This window comes from Rhodoligotrophos appendicifer (assembly GCF_007474605.1).
GTDB lineage: Bacteria > Pseudomonadota > Alphaproteobacteria > Rhizobiales > Im1 > Rhodoligotrophos > Rhodoligotrophos appendicifer.
In genome coordinates this window covers 235768-251107 of record NZ_VHKL01000010.1, presented here as the reverse complement: position 1 = coordinate 251107, position 15340 = coordinate 235768, and the positions used below count along the sequence as shown (strand labels likewise).

Sequence of the window (15340 nt, the reverse complement as noted above, 5' to 3'; positions counted from 1 at the left end):
CCAGCCTAGCCAATGGACGGCTTTTACTCCGCCCGCACCGCCATCACGTCGGCGCTCCATGGCCTAATTTGTCACCGCCCTGCACACCTCGGGCATCAGCCCGCAGCTGGTCTCCGAGTTCTGCGAGCGAATCCGGGATCTGGTCCGCCTGGGAAAGACCATTCTGCTGATCGAGCACAACGTGGAGGTCGTCATGGCGCTCTCAGACTGGATCATCGTCATGCATCAGGGCCAGGTGATCGCCGAGGGCCCGCCCGATGTCATCCGCAACAATACGGCGGTCATGCACACCTATCTTGGGATCGACTAACCTATGCTGACGCTTGAGGGAGTCGATGCCCATTATGGCAAGAAGCAGATCCTCTTCGGGATCGGCTTCGACCTGCCGGATCGTCAGATTGTCGCCCTGATTGGCCCCAATGGAGCAGGGAAATCCACGATCCTGCGGACCATCTTCGGTCTGGTCCGACAGCGATCTGGCCGAATTGACTTTGACGGCAAGAACATCGGTCAGGCCGACACCTCTGATGTTGTCCGTGTGGGCATTTCCTTCGTGCCGCAGGGCGCTCGGGTCTTTCGCGATCTGACGATCGGCGAAAACCTTTTGATGGGTGCCTATACCCTCTCCGACCGCGCGACAATCGCGGAACGCCGCGAGGCCGTCTTGACGGCCTTTCCCAGACTGCGTGAGCGATACTCGCAGAAAGGCGGATCGCTGTCAGGAGGAGAGCGACAAGCCCTCGCCTTTGCGATGGCAATGATGGTGCGGCCCAAACTGCTGCTGATCGACGAGCCCTCCATCGGGTTGGCGCCGATGTTAATGACGCAGATGTTCGATTCCATCCTGTCCATACGCGAGACCCTCGGAAGTGCCGTGCTGATCGTCGAGCAGCAGGCCCAGCAGGTTCTGCGCATCGCTGACAGCGTGGTGGTCATTCGAGGGGGGGCTGTGATCGGCAAGGGCCCCTGCTCGATCTACCGAGACGCCGATGCGCTTCGCCGCGTCTATCTGAGCGAAAGTGAACAATAACGAAGGGAGGAAAGCCATGAAGAAAATCTTTGCAGCGGCTGCTGCTGCAGCCGCCATGATGCTGTCGACCACGGGCGCGTTCGCTGAGGAACCTTACAAGCTGGGGGTGATCTTGCCGCTCACGGGTCCCACGGCAGATTATGGCGCCGACTTCCGCCGGGGTGCCGCGCTCGCAGAGGAGCAGATCAATGCCGCCGGAGGCATCGGCGGTCACCCGCTTGAACTGGTCTATGCTGACAGCAAGAATCAGGCGAAGGACGGCGTCGCCGAATTTCGGCGCTTGACGGCTGTTGACGGCATTCCAGCGATCATATCGACCATGACCGGGGTGGTTCTGCCGCAGTTCCCGCTTTCGCGTGAGACGGACACCCCGATGATGTGCGTCGGTGCTGTATCACCGGAGATCCGCACCGGTGGCCCTACGGTGTTCAGCAATTACCCCCTCGCAGATGACGAAGAGAAGGAGATCGCTGAATTTGCCTTCAACAAGCTGGGCTTCAAAAAGGCTGCCATCATCTATGAAAACAGCTCCTACGGAAAGGGCCTCAGCAGCGTCTTTATCAGCCGTTTCAAGGAACTTGGCGGCGAAATCCTGGCGGAGGAAGTGATCGAAAAGGGAGGCCGTGACTTCCGCTCACAGCTTACCCGGCTTGGAGCAACGAAACCCCCCTTGATCGTCACCTATGCCTATTACGCGGAAGCCGGTCTCCTCGTTCGGCAAGCATCGGAAGTGGGCATCAAAGCGCAGTTCCTGAGCCATGGTTCGGTGCAGAACTCCGCTTTCGCCGACATCGCAGGAGCCTCTGCAAATGGCTTCATAAGTGGCTCTCCCAGCCTCAATCCTACCAGTCCCGCAGTGCAGAAGTTCAACAGCGAATACGAAGCGAAATACGGGAAGAAGCCGGATCTGTACGGCCCCTATTTCTATGACGCGGTCAGGCTCTATGCGTCGGCCATGGAGCGCGGCGGCTATACAAAGGAGGGCATTCTAAAGGCTCTGAAGGAAACTAAGGATTTCGCTGGCGTGACGGGCTCGATCAGTTTCGTCGACAGCAATATCGCAAAGCTGCCTTTGACCTTCATGCAGTTCTCGGATGGCGTCTGGAAGCCAATCGAGAAGTAATCGCGGATCAGGTGACGGGCCTTGGCTCGTCACCCCGCGACGGATGACGCAGAGTGCAGATGACAGTTCAGGACGCCGTCAGCATCGCCGATCTCCACCGCCTGGCGAAGCGGCGGCTGCCCAAGATCGTCTTCGATTACATAGAGGGTGGCGTCGAAGACGAACTCTGTCTCGCCCGCAACGAGAATGCCTTCCAGCGCTACGCTTTCGTGCCGCGTTACCTCATCGACGTCGCCAACTGCAATCAGGGTAAGGAAATTTTCGGTCGGCGCTATTCGACCTCTTTCGGTATTGCACCGACCGGGATGGTGGGGCTGTTCCGCCCGGGAGGCGATCTGATGCTGGCGAAGGCGGCCGTCCAGGAAGACGTGCCTTTCATCCTGTCGGGCGCCAGTCACACTTCCATTGAGGAGGCGGCTCGAGCAGCACCAGACCATCTCTGGTATCAGCTCTATGCCGCCAGGGACCGCCGCATTGCCGGTGATCTAATCGATCGGGCGAAGATTGCCGGCGTGAAGACCCTCGTCGTCACCGTGGACGTTCCTTGCCACCCGAAGCGCGAGAGGAATTTGCGGAATGGATTCTCCTACGCCTTACGTCCACGCCCGCTATTGATGCTTGAAGCCTTGCTGCATCCGGGCTGGATGATGAACTACTACCGGACCGGCGGCTTCTCGGCTTTCGGGGACTGGCTGCCCTATGCAGGTGCGGATGCGACTCCGGCGCAATCGATCGACACCTTCAACGCGCAGTTTCCTTGTCCCTCACATACCTGGGACGAAATCGCATTCTATCGGAGCATGTGGCCAGGCGCACTTGTGGTGAAGGGCATCATGCATCCAGATGACGCCAGGCGCGCGGTGGGACAGGGTGCAGATGGAATCATCGTGTCTAACCATGGTGGTCGGCAGCTGGACAGGGCAGCGTCGCCCGTCGAGGTGTTTCCCTCAATCAAGGCGGCCGTTGGCGAGCAAACCGTCCTGATGCTTGACAGCGGGATACGTCGCGGTGCGGACATCATCATCGCGATGTGTCTCGGAGCACAGTTTGTTTTCGCTGGAAGAGCGATGGTCTACGGAGTAGCGGCAGGCGGCCTCGTCGGGGTCCGGCGGGCGATTGAATTACTCAGGCGTGAGATCGACATTACGCTGACTCAGATCGGATGCGCGGATGTTGCGATGTTAACCGAGGAGCAGCTGTTAGCGAGAGGTGATTGTCGCACTGGTTAATAGTTGCTCGCATGCTTGAGGGTCCTATAGACAATTTCCTCACTGGTTCGGGGTCCCTAACTAGACGCCCAGATATCTGTTCAATTTTTCCTTGTTTCGTTCAATTTCATCATCTGGGATCATGTCGATGACACGGCCTTGCTCAACGATGTAGTGCCGATCCGCTATCGTCGATGCGAAGTGGAAATTCTGCTCCACCAGAATGATAGTAAAACCTTTTTGCTTTAGTCTTTCGATGGTCGCGCCAATCTGTTGGACAATCACCGGCGCAAGTCCCTCGGTTGGTTCGTCTAACAACAATAACTTTGCGCCAGTGCGCAGGATCCGGCCGATAGCCAACATCTGCTGCTCGCCGCCTGAGAGCTTGGTTCCCTGACTGTTGAGCCGCTCTTTCAAGTTGGGGAACAAGAGGAAGATCTCGTCCAGTGGCAGTCCGCCGCTGCTGATCACCGGCGGCAACATAAGGTTTTCTTCGACGCTTAGACTGGCGAAGATTCCCCTCTCCTCGGGGCAGAAACCAATGCCCCGTCTCGCGATCTCGCGCGATGGCCGATCGATGAGTTCCTTTCCGTCAAATTTGACTGAGCCTTCTCTCCTCTTAACGATTCCCATAATCGACTTGAGAGTGGTGGTCTTTCCCGCTCCGTTTCGACCGAGCAGTGTTATGACCTCACCGGACTGAACATGAAGATCGACGCCGTGCAGGATGTGAGATTCGTCGTACCAAGCCTGAAGGCCTTTGATGGAAAGAAGGTCAGTCTTCACGGGAAAGAGGTTCCTCGTCATCGGCGTCAATGATGCGAGCGGGACAAAGCTTTGCTGCCTTGATCACCGCGTCGCGCTGGCTTGGTGGGGGGGTTTCATCAAGGAGTATAACCATGCCGTCCTCCTCGTCCTGAGCAAAGACCTCAGGCGCGACGCGTACGCATTGACCGGCCCCAATACAGCCGCTGTGATCGATTTTAACGCGCATAAGAACCTCTCGTTTGTGTTGGCTGCTACCATTCAACCGGCATCTCGATCACGCCGAAGGTCAGGCTTTCATGCTTGAATTTGAGTTCTTCGAAAGGAACCGCCAATCTCAGGGTGGGTATTCGCCGAAACAGCGTCTCGAACACAATTTGCAATTCCAAACGGGCAAGCGCCTGACCTAGGCATTGGTGCACGCCATAGGCGAAGGCCAGATGGTGGTTTGCATCCCGGTGGATATCGAAGCGATCTGGATCTGCAAAAGCCCGTGGGTCGCGGTTCGCGGCACTCACCGACGCAATCACCCCCTCGCCTGCGAGGATGACTTGATCGCCAATCTGCACGTCTTCCAAGGCAACTCGGGGCGCATTGTGATGAGTAATCGTGAAGTAGCGCAGAATTTCTTCAACGGCTGCCGGAACGAGAGATGGGTCCGCTATTAGCGCCCTAAGTTGGTCTGGATGCTCGAGCAGCGTCAACGTTCCGGCGCCGATCTGGGTGGCGGTCGTATCGTGTCCGGCAAGCAGTAGCGCCCGGGCAGTGCCCACCGCGTCCGCATGAGCGAGATGCCCAGGACGAATTTGCTCAATGACAAGTTGACTCAGCAAATCGTCGCCCAATCCAATTCCCTGCTCGCGTTTGGTCAAGAGACCATCGAGATAATCCCAAATCTTCTTCCCTGCATTGGCAGACACCTCCGGTGGAGCGCTGAGATTTACTCGGGCGGCGGCACAGTCCTGAAAGAACTCGTGATCCTCATAGGGAATGGCAAGGAGTTCTGAGATCACCAACGACGGAACCGGAAGCGCGAAATCCTTGATGAAATCGACTGGCGGACCCTTGGCCAGAAGAGAATCAAGGAGCTGGTCGACGATTTTCTGGATCGCCGGGCGCATCTGTCCGATCCGCTTTACGGTAAACATCTTTACCAGCATCCGCCGGAACCCGGCATGTTCGGGATCATCCATGAAGGCGAAGTTGTGACGCTCGGCCCGCAGCATGGCGGCGCGGCTTTCGGCGACGATCGGGTAGCCCGGCACCGCCGGAATGGCGCTGAAGCGCGGGTCTGCCAGAATAGTCCGCACCTCGTCATAGCGGGTTGCGAGCCACATCGCCGAGCCATCCCAAAGGCGCATCCGCGTCAGTGGCTGCTCATCGCGGAACTCCGAGAATTCGGCCGGTGGGTCAAAGGGGCAGGTCCGCCTGATGGGATATTGCGGCAGGTGTTGGGTGTCAGCCATGGTCTCCTCCAGATCTTGAGTGGTTCACACCGTCGCAACAGGGGTGGTCGGCGAAGCAACCGCTCCCGTCAGTCGCAAGGGCGGTGCCGTCAAAAGAAAGCTGTTGCGCCCATGAGCGCACAGCCAGTCGGCCAGGTCACCGAGGTGCCACAATTCGCCTAGAGGCACGCCAAGCTGGAACAGGCAATGCTGGTGCAGCGGCAGGTTCGGCGAACAGGCTTGATGTCCGGGCCGGCTTGGCAGCGTCTCGACGGCATAATTATCGGCAACGATCGCTGCCAGCCCGATGTCCGTGATCCACTGCAGTAAACGCTCATCGCGGCCGTCCAGGGCCGGGGTCTCGGAGAAAAGGCGATTGCGATCCGGCTGCCGGCGCATTTTGAGCAGAAGGTCCGCGAATCCGGTGCGAAAGCAAACGATGTCGCCCTCGCCCACGATGACACCGTCATGCTCCACAACCCGCATGAGGTCGTCATAACCAACGGGGTGGGCAGTGCCGCCGAAATGTGGCACGAGGTCGATCATCACACCCCGCCCTTGGACGCAGGTCTCAGCCATAGTCTCGACCCCGAGTCGAAGGACGCCGTCATCATGCGTGTCCTGCGCCGGGAAGCCATTGTAATAGACGCATTCCGCCTCCCCATCGGCATTGGCGTCGAACCGCGCGCCCACATGGGCGAGCCCGTCCCAATGGGTGGAATATTGAAGCGACAGACGAACCGACTGATCGCAGAACAGATCTGTTGCGTCTGATTGGCTGGCGCCAGCGCCGGCATTAAACACCGGCTGGCCATCAGCCATAACTTCGGCTCGCAGCTCCGGTGGCTTGCGGAACGGTGACAGGGCCCTCCCGCCGGGATAGTCGAGCGGCAGCGACAGGCAAAAGGATTTGCCGACGCGTGCTTCTTGCAATGCTGCAAGGCGACGCTCTGGTGTGATCAGGTTCAGCCGTCCGCGCTGGTCGTCCGCCCCGAAATCCCCCCAGGTGGATGGTGAAGGCCGTTTGCGCCAGCGTGTATGACGGTTTTGCGCTTCCACGTCCGTCATGCCCCGAAATTGAGCGCCAGCCCAGGCTCGGCCCAGGACATTGCGAGCAACTCGCCGGACAGACCCATGGTGATGAACGCAGTTCTCCTGTCGGGACCGCCGAAACAGAGGTTTGTGCAGTAGATATCCGGCATTTTGACTTTACGGACGATCTCTCCCTCCGGCGAGACAACGATGATCTCTCCGGTTACCAGAGTTGCGAGACAGATATTGCCGGACGCTTCGACTGCCAGGCTGTCGATCCGCTGAAAACCACCCAGACCCGCTACCAAACGCCCGCCGTTCAGGATGGGGAAGGGTAGTTTCGCAACCCTTCCGGGGGCGAGGATCTCGTAGGACCAGAGACGGGCTGTCTCCATCTCGGCAACGTAAAGCGCGGCACCGTCCGGGGACAGACCGATGCCGTTCGGGCCGATCATAGGATGGACGATCTCCGTGATCTCGGAACCATCGGCGCGGGCGTAGTAGACGCCGCCATGATCGCGACTGCGGTGGTGAACGCGGCCGGTATCGGTGAAATAGAACCCACCGTCTGCGTCGAAGACCAAGTCATTGGGCCCGCACAAGGGATGATCGCCGCATCGATCGTAGAGGATCGTCGATTCGCCCGTGTCGGGATCAACGCGTTCGATCCGGCCTGTCTTATAGTCGGGCGAGGGTCCGACGGGGCGGAACCGGCCATTCTCCTCGAGCCAAGTGAAGCCGCCATTGTTGCACACGTAGAATGCGCCATCGGGGCCGAGAGCCATGCCGTTGGGTCCACCGCCTGTCGTGGCGATGATGCTGATTTTTCCAGAAGGATCGACACGGGTGATCGTGCCTCGGGCGATCTCCACGAGGGCGATAGAGCCATCCGCCAACCAGACTGGGCCTTCCGGAAAGCGCAGGCCGGATGCCAGAACCCGAATTTCACCTGTCGAGAGAGGGAGCGCGGTCAATGGGCGTTCACTCCGGGCCTGGGCATCAACGACAGCATCATCTGACGGAGGCCCCCATCAACATCGATATTGGCACCGTTCACGTAGCTCGCGAGGTCGCTCAACAGAAAGGCAATCACATGCGCCATTTCCACAGGCTCGGCGATGCGGCGCGACGCAATCAATGCGCTCCGCCGCTCGACGGCGGCGGGATCGCTTTGGAATGGCTTGGTCATGGGAGTCCACATGGCGCCTGGGCTGACCACGTTGGAGCGAACGCCTCGCGGGCCCCACTCCATGCCCGCCTGCCTAGCGAGGATCATGGCGCCAGCTTTGCTGGAGGAATAGGCGCCCGATTGAGACTGGGGAATGCTGGCAGCGGTGGAGGTGATGGTCACGATGCTTCCCGAACCTTGCGCCAGCATCATGCGCCCGAAATGTTGTATGCAAAGGAAAGTGCCGGTCAGGTTCACCGACAGCAACCGGTTCCATTCGGCTAGGGGTAGATCCTCCAGGGGAGTGAAGCCGACCACGCCGGCATTGTTCACTAAGCCATCGCATTTACCAAACCGGCTTGCGGTCGCGGCACGCGCCGCCTCCACATCGGCTTCAGAACTGATGTCGCAGGTGCGTGTCTCAACCTGAACTCCGGTCTTGCGCAGCGCTGCAGCCACGGCTTCGACCTCCGACTGGTTGCGGTCGAGCAACATCAGATTTGCGCCGGCTGCAGCGAGGACTTCGGCTGTGGCAGCGCCGAGCCCTTGGCCGGCACCCGTTAGGACGATCGTCTTTCCTTGCAGGTCAATCGTAGGCTTCACGAAGAGTACCCCTCCGGTGTTGCTTCTTGCGCATGCAGCGGCGCGGGTTTTCGATGGTGGTGTCGCTCCTTCAGCCGATGGACGAGCGCCGTGATCTCGCCGACCACACCGCGGCGGAACAGCAGGACGAAAATGATAAAGGCGAAGCCCTCGATGACCAGGATCCAGGAGCCGAATTCGGCCAGGTAATAGTCCATGGACGTCAGGATCAATGCGCCAACGGTGGGTCCCAGGACCGTGCCCAGCCCACCCATCAGGACCATCAGGATCACGAAGCCAGACACCATCCAGTGAATGTCCGAGGGCGATGTCACCTGAAACACCAACACCTTAGTCCCGCCGGCGAGCCCGGCCAGTGCGGCCGAGATGGTGAAGGCCAAAAGTTTGAAGCGATCGGTGTCATAGCCAAGTGAGATCCCTCGGGGTTCATTTTCCCGGATGGACTTCAGCACGCGGCCGAAGGGCGAATGGATGGTCCGTCGGATAATGAGGAACCCGAGGACAAACACACCGAGAACAAAGAAGTAGAGGTTCAACTGATTGTTCAGATCAATAAAACCGAAGAGGTGACCGCGCGGCACCTCTTGGATGCCGTCCTCACCTGACGCATAGGGCGTCTGCATTGCATAGAAGAATACGATTTGCGACAGAGCGAGGGTGATCATCGCGAAATAGACGCCCTGGCGGCGAATAGCGATCCAACCGAAAAGTGCACCGACCACGGCGGCTGCGACGGTGCCGGAAAGCAGTGCGAGCTCCGGCGGAAATCCCAATTCCTTGGCAGCGAGTGCGGTTACATAGGCGGCGCCGCCAAAAAAGGCGGCATGACCAAAGGAAAGCAGCCCGACATAGCCGATCAGCAGATTGAACGCGCTGGCGAAGAGTGCAAAGCACAGGGCCTTCATCAGAAATGTCGGATAGACCACGAAAGGTGCCAGCGCCCCGACAGCAAGTAGCCCTATCAGAAGAAGCGGCTCGCTGAATCGGTTTGGTTTGGTGGAAACAGGCACCACCGGAGCGGATTCGATCACGGGCCCGCCGCCAGAACGGCCGAACAGGCCAGCGGGACGTATGAGCAGAATAACCGCCATGAGGACGAAGATCACGGTCGTCGAGCCATGCGGATAGAAGACTTTGGCGAAGGCCTCAACAATGCCAACCCCAAAGCCGCTGACGATCGCTCCAAGGATCGAGCCCAGCCCGCCGATCACAACCACGGCGAAGCCGATGATGACCAGGTTCGATCCCATGAGTGGATTGACTTGAAAAATGGGCGCTGCCATCACGCCAGCGACGGCCGCCAGCCCGACGCCGAGACCGAAGCTCATCGTGACGAGACGCGGCACGTTGATCCCCAGCGCCCCGGTCAATGTCGGATTCTCTGTCGCGGCGCGCAGGTTTGAGCCCAAACGCGTGCGCTCAATAACGAACCACGTTGCAGCGCAAAGAAGGACGGAGGCTAAAATGACCCAGCCGCGATAGGCCGGCAGGAACATGAACCCCAAATTCCACCCACCTGTCAGTATCTGAGGAGTGGGGTAGGAAAGGCCCGACGTTCCGTAGCCTTGGCGAAACAGTCCTTCGATGACAAGGGTCAGACCGAAGGTCAACAGCAACCCGTAAACGTGGGGCAGGTCGTAGATACGCTTCAGCAAGACTCGCTCAAGCAGCATGCCAAAAGCGCCAACGACCAGGGGTGCGATGACCAGAGCAGGCCAGTAGCCGATACCGAAGAAGGTCAGGAGCCACCAAGCCACGAAGGCGCCCATCATGTAGAGCGCGCCGTGGGTGAAGTTGCCGATGTTCAGGAGCCCGAAGATCAGCGCAAGCCCGAGGCTCATCATGGCATAGAAGGCGCCATTGATCAGCCCCAACAACAATTGGCCAAAGAGCACCGGAACGGGAATGCCGAAGAGATCCATTGCTAGGTCCGCTCCTCTTGCGCCGGCATCGCGTGAGCCGTACCGACATAGGCTTCGAGGACCTTGGGATTCCGTGAAATCTCCGCATAGGGCCCTTCCGCCAGCACCTGGCCGTGCGTCAAAACCGTGATAACATCCGAGATACGGGCGACGACGGAAAGATTATGCTCCACCATCAGCACTGTGCGTTCGTTGGCCAGGTCGCGTATGAAGCCTGAGACACGGTCGATATCATCGCGGCCGAGGCCGGCCATCGGCTCATCCAGGAGCAGCAGGTCGGGTTCCAGAGCCAGGGTGGTGGCTATCTCGAGTGCTCGCTTTCGCCCGTAAGGGAGTTCAACGGTCGGTATGTCCAGTGCGTCCAACAACCGGAATTGCGCTGCGAGGCTCTCGATACGAGCGTTGAGGTAATTCAGAGACTTCTCGTGTCGCCAGAAGAAGAACGACGTGCCCGTCGCTCTTTGGAGCGCAATCCCTATGTTCTCCCGCACGCTGAGATGTGGGAACACCGCCGAGATCTGAAATGACCGCACCATGCCGCGCCTGGCGATGGCGGCAGGGCGATCACGGGTGACGTCCTCGCCCTTATAGAAGATCTGCCCGGACGTGGGTGGCAAGAAGCCTGTCAAGAGGTTGAAGACAGTCGTCTTGCCGGCGCCATTAGGACCTATGAGCGCGTGGACCGTGCCGCGGCGAACCGAAAGGCTAACGTCGGAGACGGCAACGAAGCCGGAAAACTCCTTGGTCAGACCTTCGGTCCTCAGCACGATGTCGGACGTTGCGGGCATCGACACTCTCGTCACTGGCCGGCAAAACGCGGACAGCCTTGATCCTTGATCGACAGATTGGCATCCTGCCCTGAGATTGTGGCCTTGATCGTGTAATAGTCCCAGGGGTCCTTAGATTCTGCCGGCGTTTTTACCTGGACGAAATAGGCAGGCCAGATGACCGCACCGTCCTCGCGCACATAGGCGTCCTCGAAGAGCGGATTGTCGATGTGCTTCTCGCGCATCAAGGGGATGACCTTGGTCGCGTCGGCCGTCTTGGCTGTCTCGACAGCCTGCAGGTAATGGATGGTTGCTGCATAAGCGGCAGCATGCATCTGGGTCGGCATCCCGCCGTCCTTGGCAAAGAACCGCTTAGCAAAGTCGCGGGTCTTCTCGTTGCGATCCCAGTAGAATATCGTCGAGAACACCAAGCCTTGTGCCGCCTCGAGGCCGATGCTGTGGATGTCGGTGATAAAGGCCGCCAGCAGAGCCATCTGAATGCCCGAGGCCTGGAGGCCAAACTCCCGCGACTGCTTAACCAGAGCAACCAGCGGTGAGCCTGATGTTGACAGCCCCAGCACCTGCGGCGTGGTCGCTTGTGCCTGCAGCAGGAAAGACGAGAAATCCGTTGAGTCTAGAGGAAACAGTGCCGTGCCCGAAACCGAGCCACCGAACTGCTCCAGCTTCTTCGTTGCAACGCTGCGTGCCGTCTTGCCTCCGGCATTGTCGCTCGACAGCAGATACCATTTCTTCTGGTCTTGATCGGTGAGCGCTTTGATCGTCGGCGCCAGTAGCACGTAGTTATTCGGGGCGAACTGCATTGAGTTCTCAGTACAGGCCTTGCCCGCGAAATCGAGATTGGACGAGCCGGTGACCATCAAGGTCTTGGTTGGCTTGGCCTTCATCATGTTCTGAACCGCCAGCAGAGCAGCGGAACTGCCGCCGCCGAGGATGACGTCGAACTTGTCTCGGTCTAGCCAGGCTGAAGCCAAGCTTAAAGCGAGGTCAGGCTGGTTGAGATGATCGGCGGAGCGAAACTCGATAGGCTGACCCAGAGCCTTGCCGCCAAAATCCTCAATTGCCATTTGGACGGCGATCACCGTCCCTTTGCCTCCCAGGCCCGAATAGACCGAGCTCTGGTCGTCGATGAGCCCGATACGTACCGGCTCTTGAGCTACCGCCGACTGTAGCCCCGCCTGTGCAACCAGGCAGAGCAGCGCGGCAAAAGCCGTTCTTAGCACCTTCATCTCGTTCTCCCTTCTTGCTCCGGTGTTCATCACCGTTGTCGTGCAGCACCGTCTTTCTCGGGCTGCTTCTAAGCCAAAGCCTGCCTTATGCCTGAATAGGCCGCGGAAAGGACCTTGTAGTCGATGGAGTAAACCAGGAAGTCAGCTCCCAGGGCGCGCCACTCCTCGGCACCAGCCAGGTCTGAGACATAGACCCCGACCTTCAGGCCCGGCTTCCGCTTGGCAGTCTCGACGACCTTCCGCGCCGCACCGATCACACGGGGATGCGTTCCCTGACCGTGGAGACCCATTGAGGTCGCCAAATCGCCTCCGCCGCCGGGCATGACTGCCGTCAGTGTACAGGCCTCAATGACTTCCTCGATGCGATCAACCACCTCGGCATCTTCGATAAGACCGATGCCCATCACCTCGCTATTGGCGCGCTTCGTGTAATCGGCGAAGCTCCCGACGCCATAGGAACTGGCGCGAATTCCAGTACAGGTCGGGCGGCTTCCCTCGGGCGCATAGCGCAGAGCGCTTAGGGCGTTCGCGGCCTCATCGGGCTGCATCCCGTAGTGAGGAAACAAGATCCCCTGGGCGCCAAGATCGAGAAGTCTGCCCACCTCTGCTGGATTGTAGCCGGCAACTCGGACCCAGCAGGATAGTCCGGCTGCGTTTCCTGCGCGCAGGTGATCGATGATCTCACCGACTCCTAAGGGGGCGTGTTCAGTGTCTATCACAGCCAAGTCGAACCCGGCGGCCGCTACGATCTCAGTGACTGCTGGGTCGCGCGAAAACACGAAAGTTCCGAAGGCCATTTCGCCTCGTTCAAACTTGCGCAGGATAGGATTGGGCGGCGGCAAAACCATCAGCCTTCTAAGCTCCTCGGCTCAATTGAACCTGGGCATGACTTCCGTCCAGAAGCGCTCGACCGACTTCATCAGTTTGGCATGGGGAATGAGCGCATTATAGGTGTAACAAAACAGCCAATCGACTTTCTGGCGCTTCATGTTTGCTTCCAAAGCGCGGGTCACGGTGTCAACGGTACCGACCAGAGCATAACCCAGCTCGATGGCCTCTTGGGGGGTTGGATAGCGATTGGCTCCCGGATCCATTGTATGCTTTCGGAAGCCGAACGGCTCGAACCAGGCTCGGGTGGAAAAGCGTCCTGAGTCTTCCCACAGCTTCAGTGCTTCCTCATCGGTATCTGCGATGATGACGTCGCGCAGCAAACCCGTACCATCACCCCGTGGGCGTCCTGAGACTTCGGCATAGACGTCGTAAAGAGGGTTCTCGTAGCTCGAATGCATCGGTGGCAAGATAGCCGTGACCCCTTCCCGCGCGGCCCAACGAACGCTGTTCTCTGAACTGGCAAATGGCAGAAACACGGGCGGGTACGGTTTCTGGAGAGGCTTGGGTACCACGCCAATCGATTTCAGAATTCCATCCTCAACGCCTGCACCCCATTTCTGCGTGGTATCAAGCGTCCAAGGTGTACGGCCTGCCGGCACCTTCCAGTACTTCCCGTCAAAGGTGATCATCTGCTCAGTCCAGCACTTCTTGATGAGCTGGAAATTTTCCTCGAATGCCTCTCGGTTCGCTGCATCGATCTGGTCATGCTCGTGAGGAAGCGCTCCACGTACTCCGTGGGTTTGCTGGGCCATGATGTCGACCCACCGGCGCTGGTAACCGCGAGCGAAGCCGGCGCAGGCCCGCCCACCGCTCATGTGATCCAGCATGGCGATGTCTTCTGCGACCCGGATCGGATTCTGTGCGGGAAGCACAATCCCCAGCTGCCCTACACGGATCCGCTTCGTCTGCATCGCGAAGTAGAGATCAAGCATCACCGGATTATTAGAGACCTCGAAACCCTCGATATGAAAGTGATGCTCGGTGAAGCTCACCGAGTCATAGCCGAGGTCGTCGGCCATGCGGATGAGTTCGGACATTTCAGCCAGCATTCGCTGGTAGAGATCATTACGCTGACCGGCCATCCCGGCCTCGATCTCGGCGCGGGATCCAACACTTGGCAAACAAAAGAGGGACGCCTTCATACCGGTTCAATCCTTACTTCTGGAGCAGCGGACAATGACTGTCCGCAAGCGGGCGATAGGCTTGGTCTCCGGGGACTGTCATCACCACCTTGTAGTCGTCACAGCGACCAATGGATTCGGCGGGCGCTTTGACCTTGAAGACGTGCAGCGGCTGGATCATTGGCCGTCCTCAGCCTGCGCGATCGCGGCCACCGGCATCCATGATGCGCTAACGATGAGGGACATCGCTGAAGCGACCGTCCGACGCATTGGCATTGCTTCCTCCCGCAGAGATTCTTTTTGTTTTCGCTTCAGTACGAAATCGCTCGATCAGCTCGCCTTTTCCCTTAGGCTGCAGCCGCGTTTTCCGAACGCTCCTGTGCTCCGGCCTGCAGGTGTGCAAAATCGACAACTTGGCGCCCGATGATCTCAAGCTGCTGCCCCACGCCGGCCTCGGTGCATCGGCCCGATGGATCGAATGGCGACAAGGCGCTGTTGATCGTTGCGCCCAAAGGTGTCGGCCAGCCCCGCAAGGAGTGAACGACGCTGCGCATTGCCGCGAGGGTGGAACCGGCGGCTTGCCAACCGGCCGCGCACGCGATGCATCCTACTGCGCGACCCTCCAGATAGGGTGAGGGGTCTTCCCGCATCTCCTCCACATAGTCTAGGGCATTCTTCATCAAACCCGAGATCGAGCCGTGATATCCGGGTGACCCCAGAATGAGCCCGTCGCAGCGCCGCAAGAGCGCAACAAGGCGCGCCGCCGCGGCGTTCTGGCCGGCCCTGGCAGGGGAGTACATCGGCAACTCCAGCTCAGGGCCAGACAGCAATGCCGTTTCAGCGCCCCTCGCGGATGCTGCGTTCAGACAATGGCGGATGGCTGCCTCGGTCGAAGAGCCAAGTCGCGTCGTGCCGCCGATGCCCAGGATAAAAAGGGGACGTGCCAACGCTCAACCTTTCGAAAGGAACTCTCATACCTGCGCCAGACCGCTGCCTCTCCGAAGAGGACTGGCGTGGC

The 15340-nt window shown here is 59.2% G+C and carries 17 protein-coding genes and 1 pseudogene; 4 read left to right on the top strand and 14 right to left on the bottom strand.

All coding sequences use genetic code 11. From position 1 onward, the window contains the following. Positions 1-193 precede the first annotated feature (193 nt). The 4 genes from FKM97_RS27265 to FKM97_RS21910 are packed head-to-tail and all read left to right on the top strand — an operon-like array spanning position 194 to position 3382. On the top strand, positions 194-310 hold the full coding sequence (locus FKM97_RS27265; RefSeq protein WP_144294580.1) for an ABC transporter ATP-binding protein C-terminal domain-containing protein: 117 nt from the start codon (positions 194-196) through the stop codon (positions 308-310). Positions 311-313: 3 nt separating this feature from the next. Further along, on the top strand, positions 314-1030 hold the full coding sequence (locus tag FKM97_RS21920) for an ABC transporter ATP-binding protein (protein WP_144294579.1): 717 nt from the start codon (positions 314-316) through the stop codon (positions 1028-1030). 16 nt (positions 1031-1046) lie between these two features. Then, positions 1047-2153: an ABC transporter substrate-binding protein gene (locus FKM97_RS21915; RefSeq protein WP_144294578.1), complete on the top strand. Its 1107-nt coding sequence runs from the start codon at positions 1047-1049 to the stop codon at positions 2151-2153. A 59-nt stretch (positions 2154-2212) separates the two neighbouring features. Beyond that, on the top strand, positions 2213-3382 hold the full coding sequence (locus FKM97_RS21910) for an alpha-hydroxy acid oxidase (protein ID WP_144294577.1): 1170 nt from the start codon (positions 2213-2215) through the stop codon (positions 3380-3382). A gap of 60 nt (positions 3383-3442) precedes the next feature. On the opposite strand, the gene FKM97_RS21905 is transcribed toward FKM97_RS21910, so the two are convergent. From FKM97_RS21905 to FKM97_RS21850, 14 genes and pseudogenes are all read right to left on the bottom strand, one after another. After that, positions 3443-4168, bottom strand: coding sequence for an ABC transporter ATP-binding protein (locus tag FKM97_RS21905; RefSeq protein ID WP_144294576.1), 726 nt, complete (start codon positions 4166-4168; stop codon positions 3443-3445). Further along, on the bottom strand, positions 4137-4355 hold the full coding sequence (locus tag FKM97_RS21900) for a ferredoxin (RefSeq protein ID WP_144294575.1): 219 nt from the start codon (positions 4353-4355) through the stop codon (positions 4137-4139). The genes FKM97_RS21905 and FKM97_RS21900 overlap by 32 nt, the downstream gene beginning before the upstream one ends. 25 nt (positions 4356-4380) lie before the next feature. Next, positions 4381-5463: a cytochrome P450 gene (locus tag FKM97_RS21895; protein WP_205015265.1), complete on the bottom strand. Its 1083-nt coding sequence runs from the start codon at positions 5461-5463 to the stop codon at positions 4381-4383. 153 nt (positions 5464-5616) lie between these two features. Further along, complete coding sequence (locus tag FKM97_RS21890; RefSeq protein ID WP_144294573.1) at positions 5617-6639, bottom strand: cyclase family protein; 1023 nt, start codon at positions 6637-6639, stop codon at positions 5617-5619. Then, the gene (locus FKM97_RS21885; RefSeq protein WP_205015263.1) at positions 6636-7577 is read right to left on the bottom strand and encodes an SMP-30/gluconolactonase/LRE family protein; all 942 of its coding nucleotides are present in this window, start codon (positions 7575-7577) and stop codon (positions 6636-6638) included. Before FKM97_RS21885 ends, FKM97_RS21890 begins: the two co-directional genes overlap by 4 nt. Beyond that, positions 7574-8374: an SDR family NAD(P)-dependent oxidoreductase gene (locus tag FKM97_RS21880; protein ID WP_144294572.1), complete on the bottom strand. Its 801-nt coding sequence runs from the start codon at positions 8372-8374 to the stop codon at positions 7574-7576. Before FKM97_RS21880 ends, FKM97_RS21885 begins: the two co-directional genes overlap by 4 nt. Beyond that, positions 8371-9279: a branched-chain amino acid ABC transporter permease gene (locus FKM97_RS27095; protein ID WP_428977931.1), complete on the bottom strand. Its 909-nt coding sequence runs from the start codon at positions 9277-9279 to the stop codon at positions 8371-8373. The genes FKM97_RS21880 and FKM97_RS27095 overlap by 4 nt, the downstream gene beginning before the upstream one ends. Positions 9280-9417: 138 nt before the next feature. Then, a pseudogene (locus FKM97_RS27090) lies at positions 9418-10296 on the bottom strand (branched-chain amino acid ABC transporter permease); the annotation flags it as partial. Between the two features lie 2 nt (positions 10297-10298). Further along, entirely contained in the window at positions 10299-11084 is a 786-nt protein-coding gene (locus FKM97_RS21870) for an ABC transporter ATP-binding protein (RefSeq protein WP_144294570.1), read from the bottom strand. Between the two features lie 11 nt (positions 11085-11095). Then, a complete protein-coding gene (locus FKM97_RS21865) occupies positions 11096-12310 on the bottom strand; it encodes an ABC transporter substrate-binding protein (RefSeq protein ID WP_170241065.1) in 1215 nt (404 codons plus the stop codon). A 68-nt stretch (positions 12311-12378) separates the two neighbouring features. Further along, complete coding sequence (locus FKM97_RS21860) at positions 12379-13107, bottom strand: HpcH/HpaI aldolase family protein (protein ID WP_170241064.1); 729 nt, start codon at positions 13105-13107, stop codon at positions 12379-12381. 72 nt (positions 13108-13179) lie between these two features. Continuing rightward, positions 13180-14343: an LLM class flavin-dependent oxidoreductase gene (locus FKM97_RS21855; RefSeq protein ID WP_144294567.1), complete on the bottom strand. Its 1164-nt coding sequence runs from the start codon at positions 14341-14343 to the stop codon at positions 13180-13182. 13 nt (positions 14344-14356) lie between these two features. Beyond that, entirely contained in the window at positions 14357-14503 is a 147-nt protein-coding gene (locus FKM97_RS26415; protein WP_170241063.1) for a hypothetical protein, read from the bottom strand. Positions 14504-14669: 166 nt separating this feature from the next. Continuing rightward, positions 14670-15269 carry an NADPH-dependent FMN reductase gene (locus FKM97_RS21850; protein ID WP_144294566.1) on the bottom strand — a complete coding sequence of 200 codons (600 nt, stop codon included), beginning with the start codon at positions 15267-15269 and terminating at the stop codon, positions 14670-14672. Positions 15270-15340: the final 71 nt, after the last annotated feature.

Coding starts and splice junctions, on each gene's coding strand:
- FKM97_RS27265 (WP_144294580.1), top strand. CDS start 194: ATGGCGCTCTCAGACTGGATCATCGTCATGCATCAGGGCCAGGTGATC.
- FKM97_RS21920 (WP_144294579.1), top strand. CDS start 314: ATGCTGACGCTTGAGGGAGTCGATGCCCATTATGGCAAGAAGCAGATC.
- FKM97_RS21915 (WP_144294578.1), top strand. CDS start 1,047: ATGAAGAAAATCTTTGCAGCGGCTGCTGCTGCAGCCGCCATGATGCTG.
- FKM97_RS21910 (WP_144294577.1), top strand. CDS start 2,213: ATGACAGTTCAGGACGCCGTCAGCATCGCCGATCTCCACCGCCTGGCG.
- FKM97_RS21905 (WP_144294576.1), bottom strand. CDS start 4,168: ATGACGAGGAACCTCTTTCCCGTGAAGACTGACCTTCTTTCCATCAAA.
- FKM97_RS21900 (WP_144294575.1), bottom strand. CDS start 4,355: ATGCGCGTTAAAATCGATCACAGCGGCTGTATTGGGGCCGGTCAATGC.
- FKM97_RS21895 (WP_205015265.1), bottom strand. CDS start 5,463: ATGTGGCTCGCAACCCGCTATGACGAGGTGCGGACTATTCTGGCAGAC.
- FKM97_RS21890 (WP_144294573.1), bottom strand. CDS start 6,639: ATGACGGACGTGGAAGCGCAAAACCGTCATACACGCTGGCGCAAACGG.
- FKM97_RS27095 (WP_428977931.1), bottom strand. CDS start 9,279: ATGAAGGCCCTGTGCTTTGCACTCTTCGCCAGCGCGTTCAATCTGCTG.
- FKM97_RS21870 (WP_144294570.1), bottom strand. CDS start 11,084: ATGCCCGCAACGTCCGACATCGTGCTGAGGACCGAAGGTCTGACCAAG.
- FKM97_RS21865 (WP_170241065.1), bottom strand. CDS start 12,310: ATGAAGGTGCTAAGAACGGCTTTTGCCGCGCTGCTCTGCCTGGTTGCA.
- FKM97_RS21860 (WP_170241064.1), bottom strand. CDS start 13,107: ATGGCCTTCGGAACTTTCGTGTTTTCGCGCGACCCAGCAGTCACTGAG.
- FKM97_RS21855 (WP_144294567.1), bottom strand. CDS start 14,343: ATGAAGGCGTCCCTCTTTTGTTTGCCAAGTGTTGGATCCCGCGCCGAG.
- FKM97_RS26415 (WP_170241063.1), bottom strand. CDS start 14,503: ATGATCCAGCCGCTGCACGTCTTCAAGGTCAAAGCGCCCGCCGAATCC.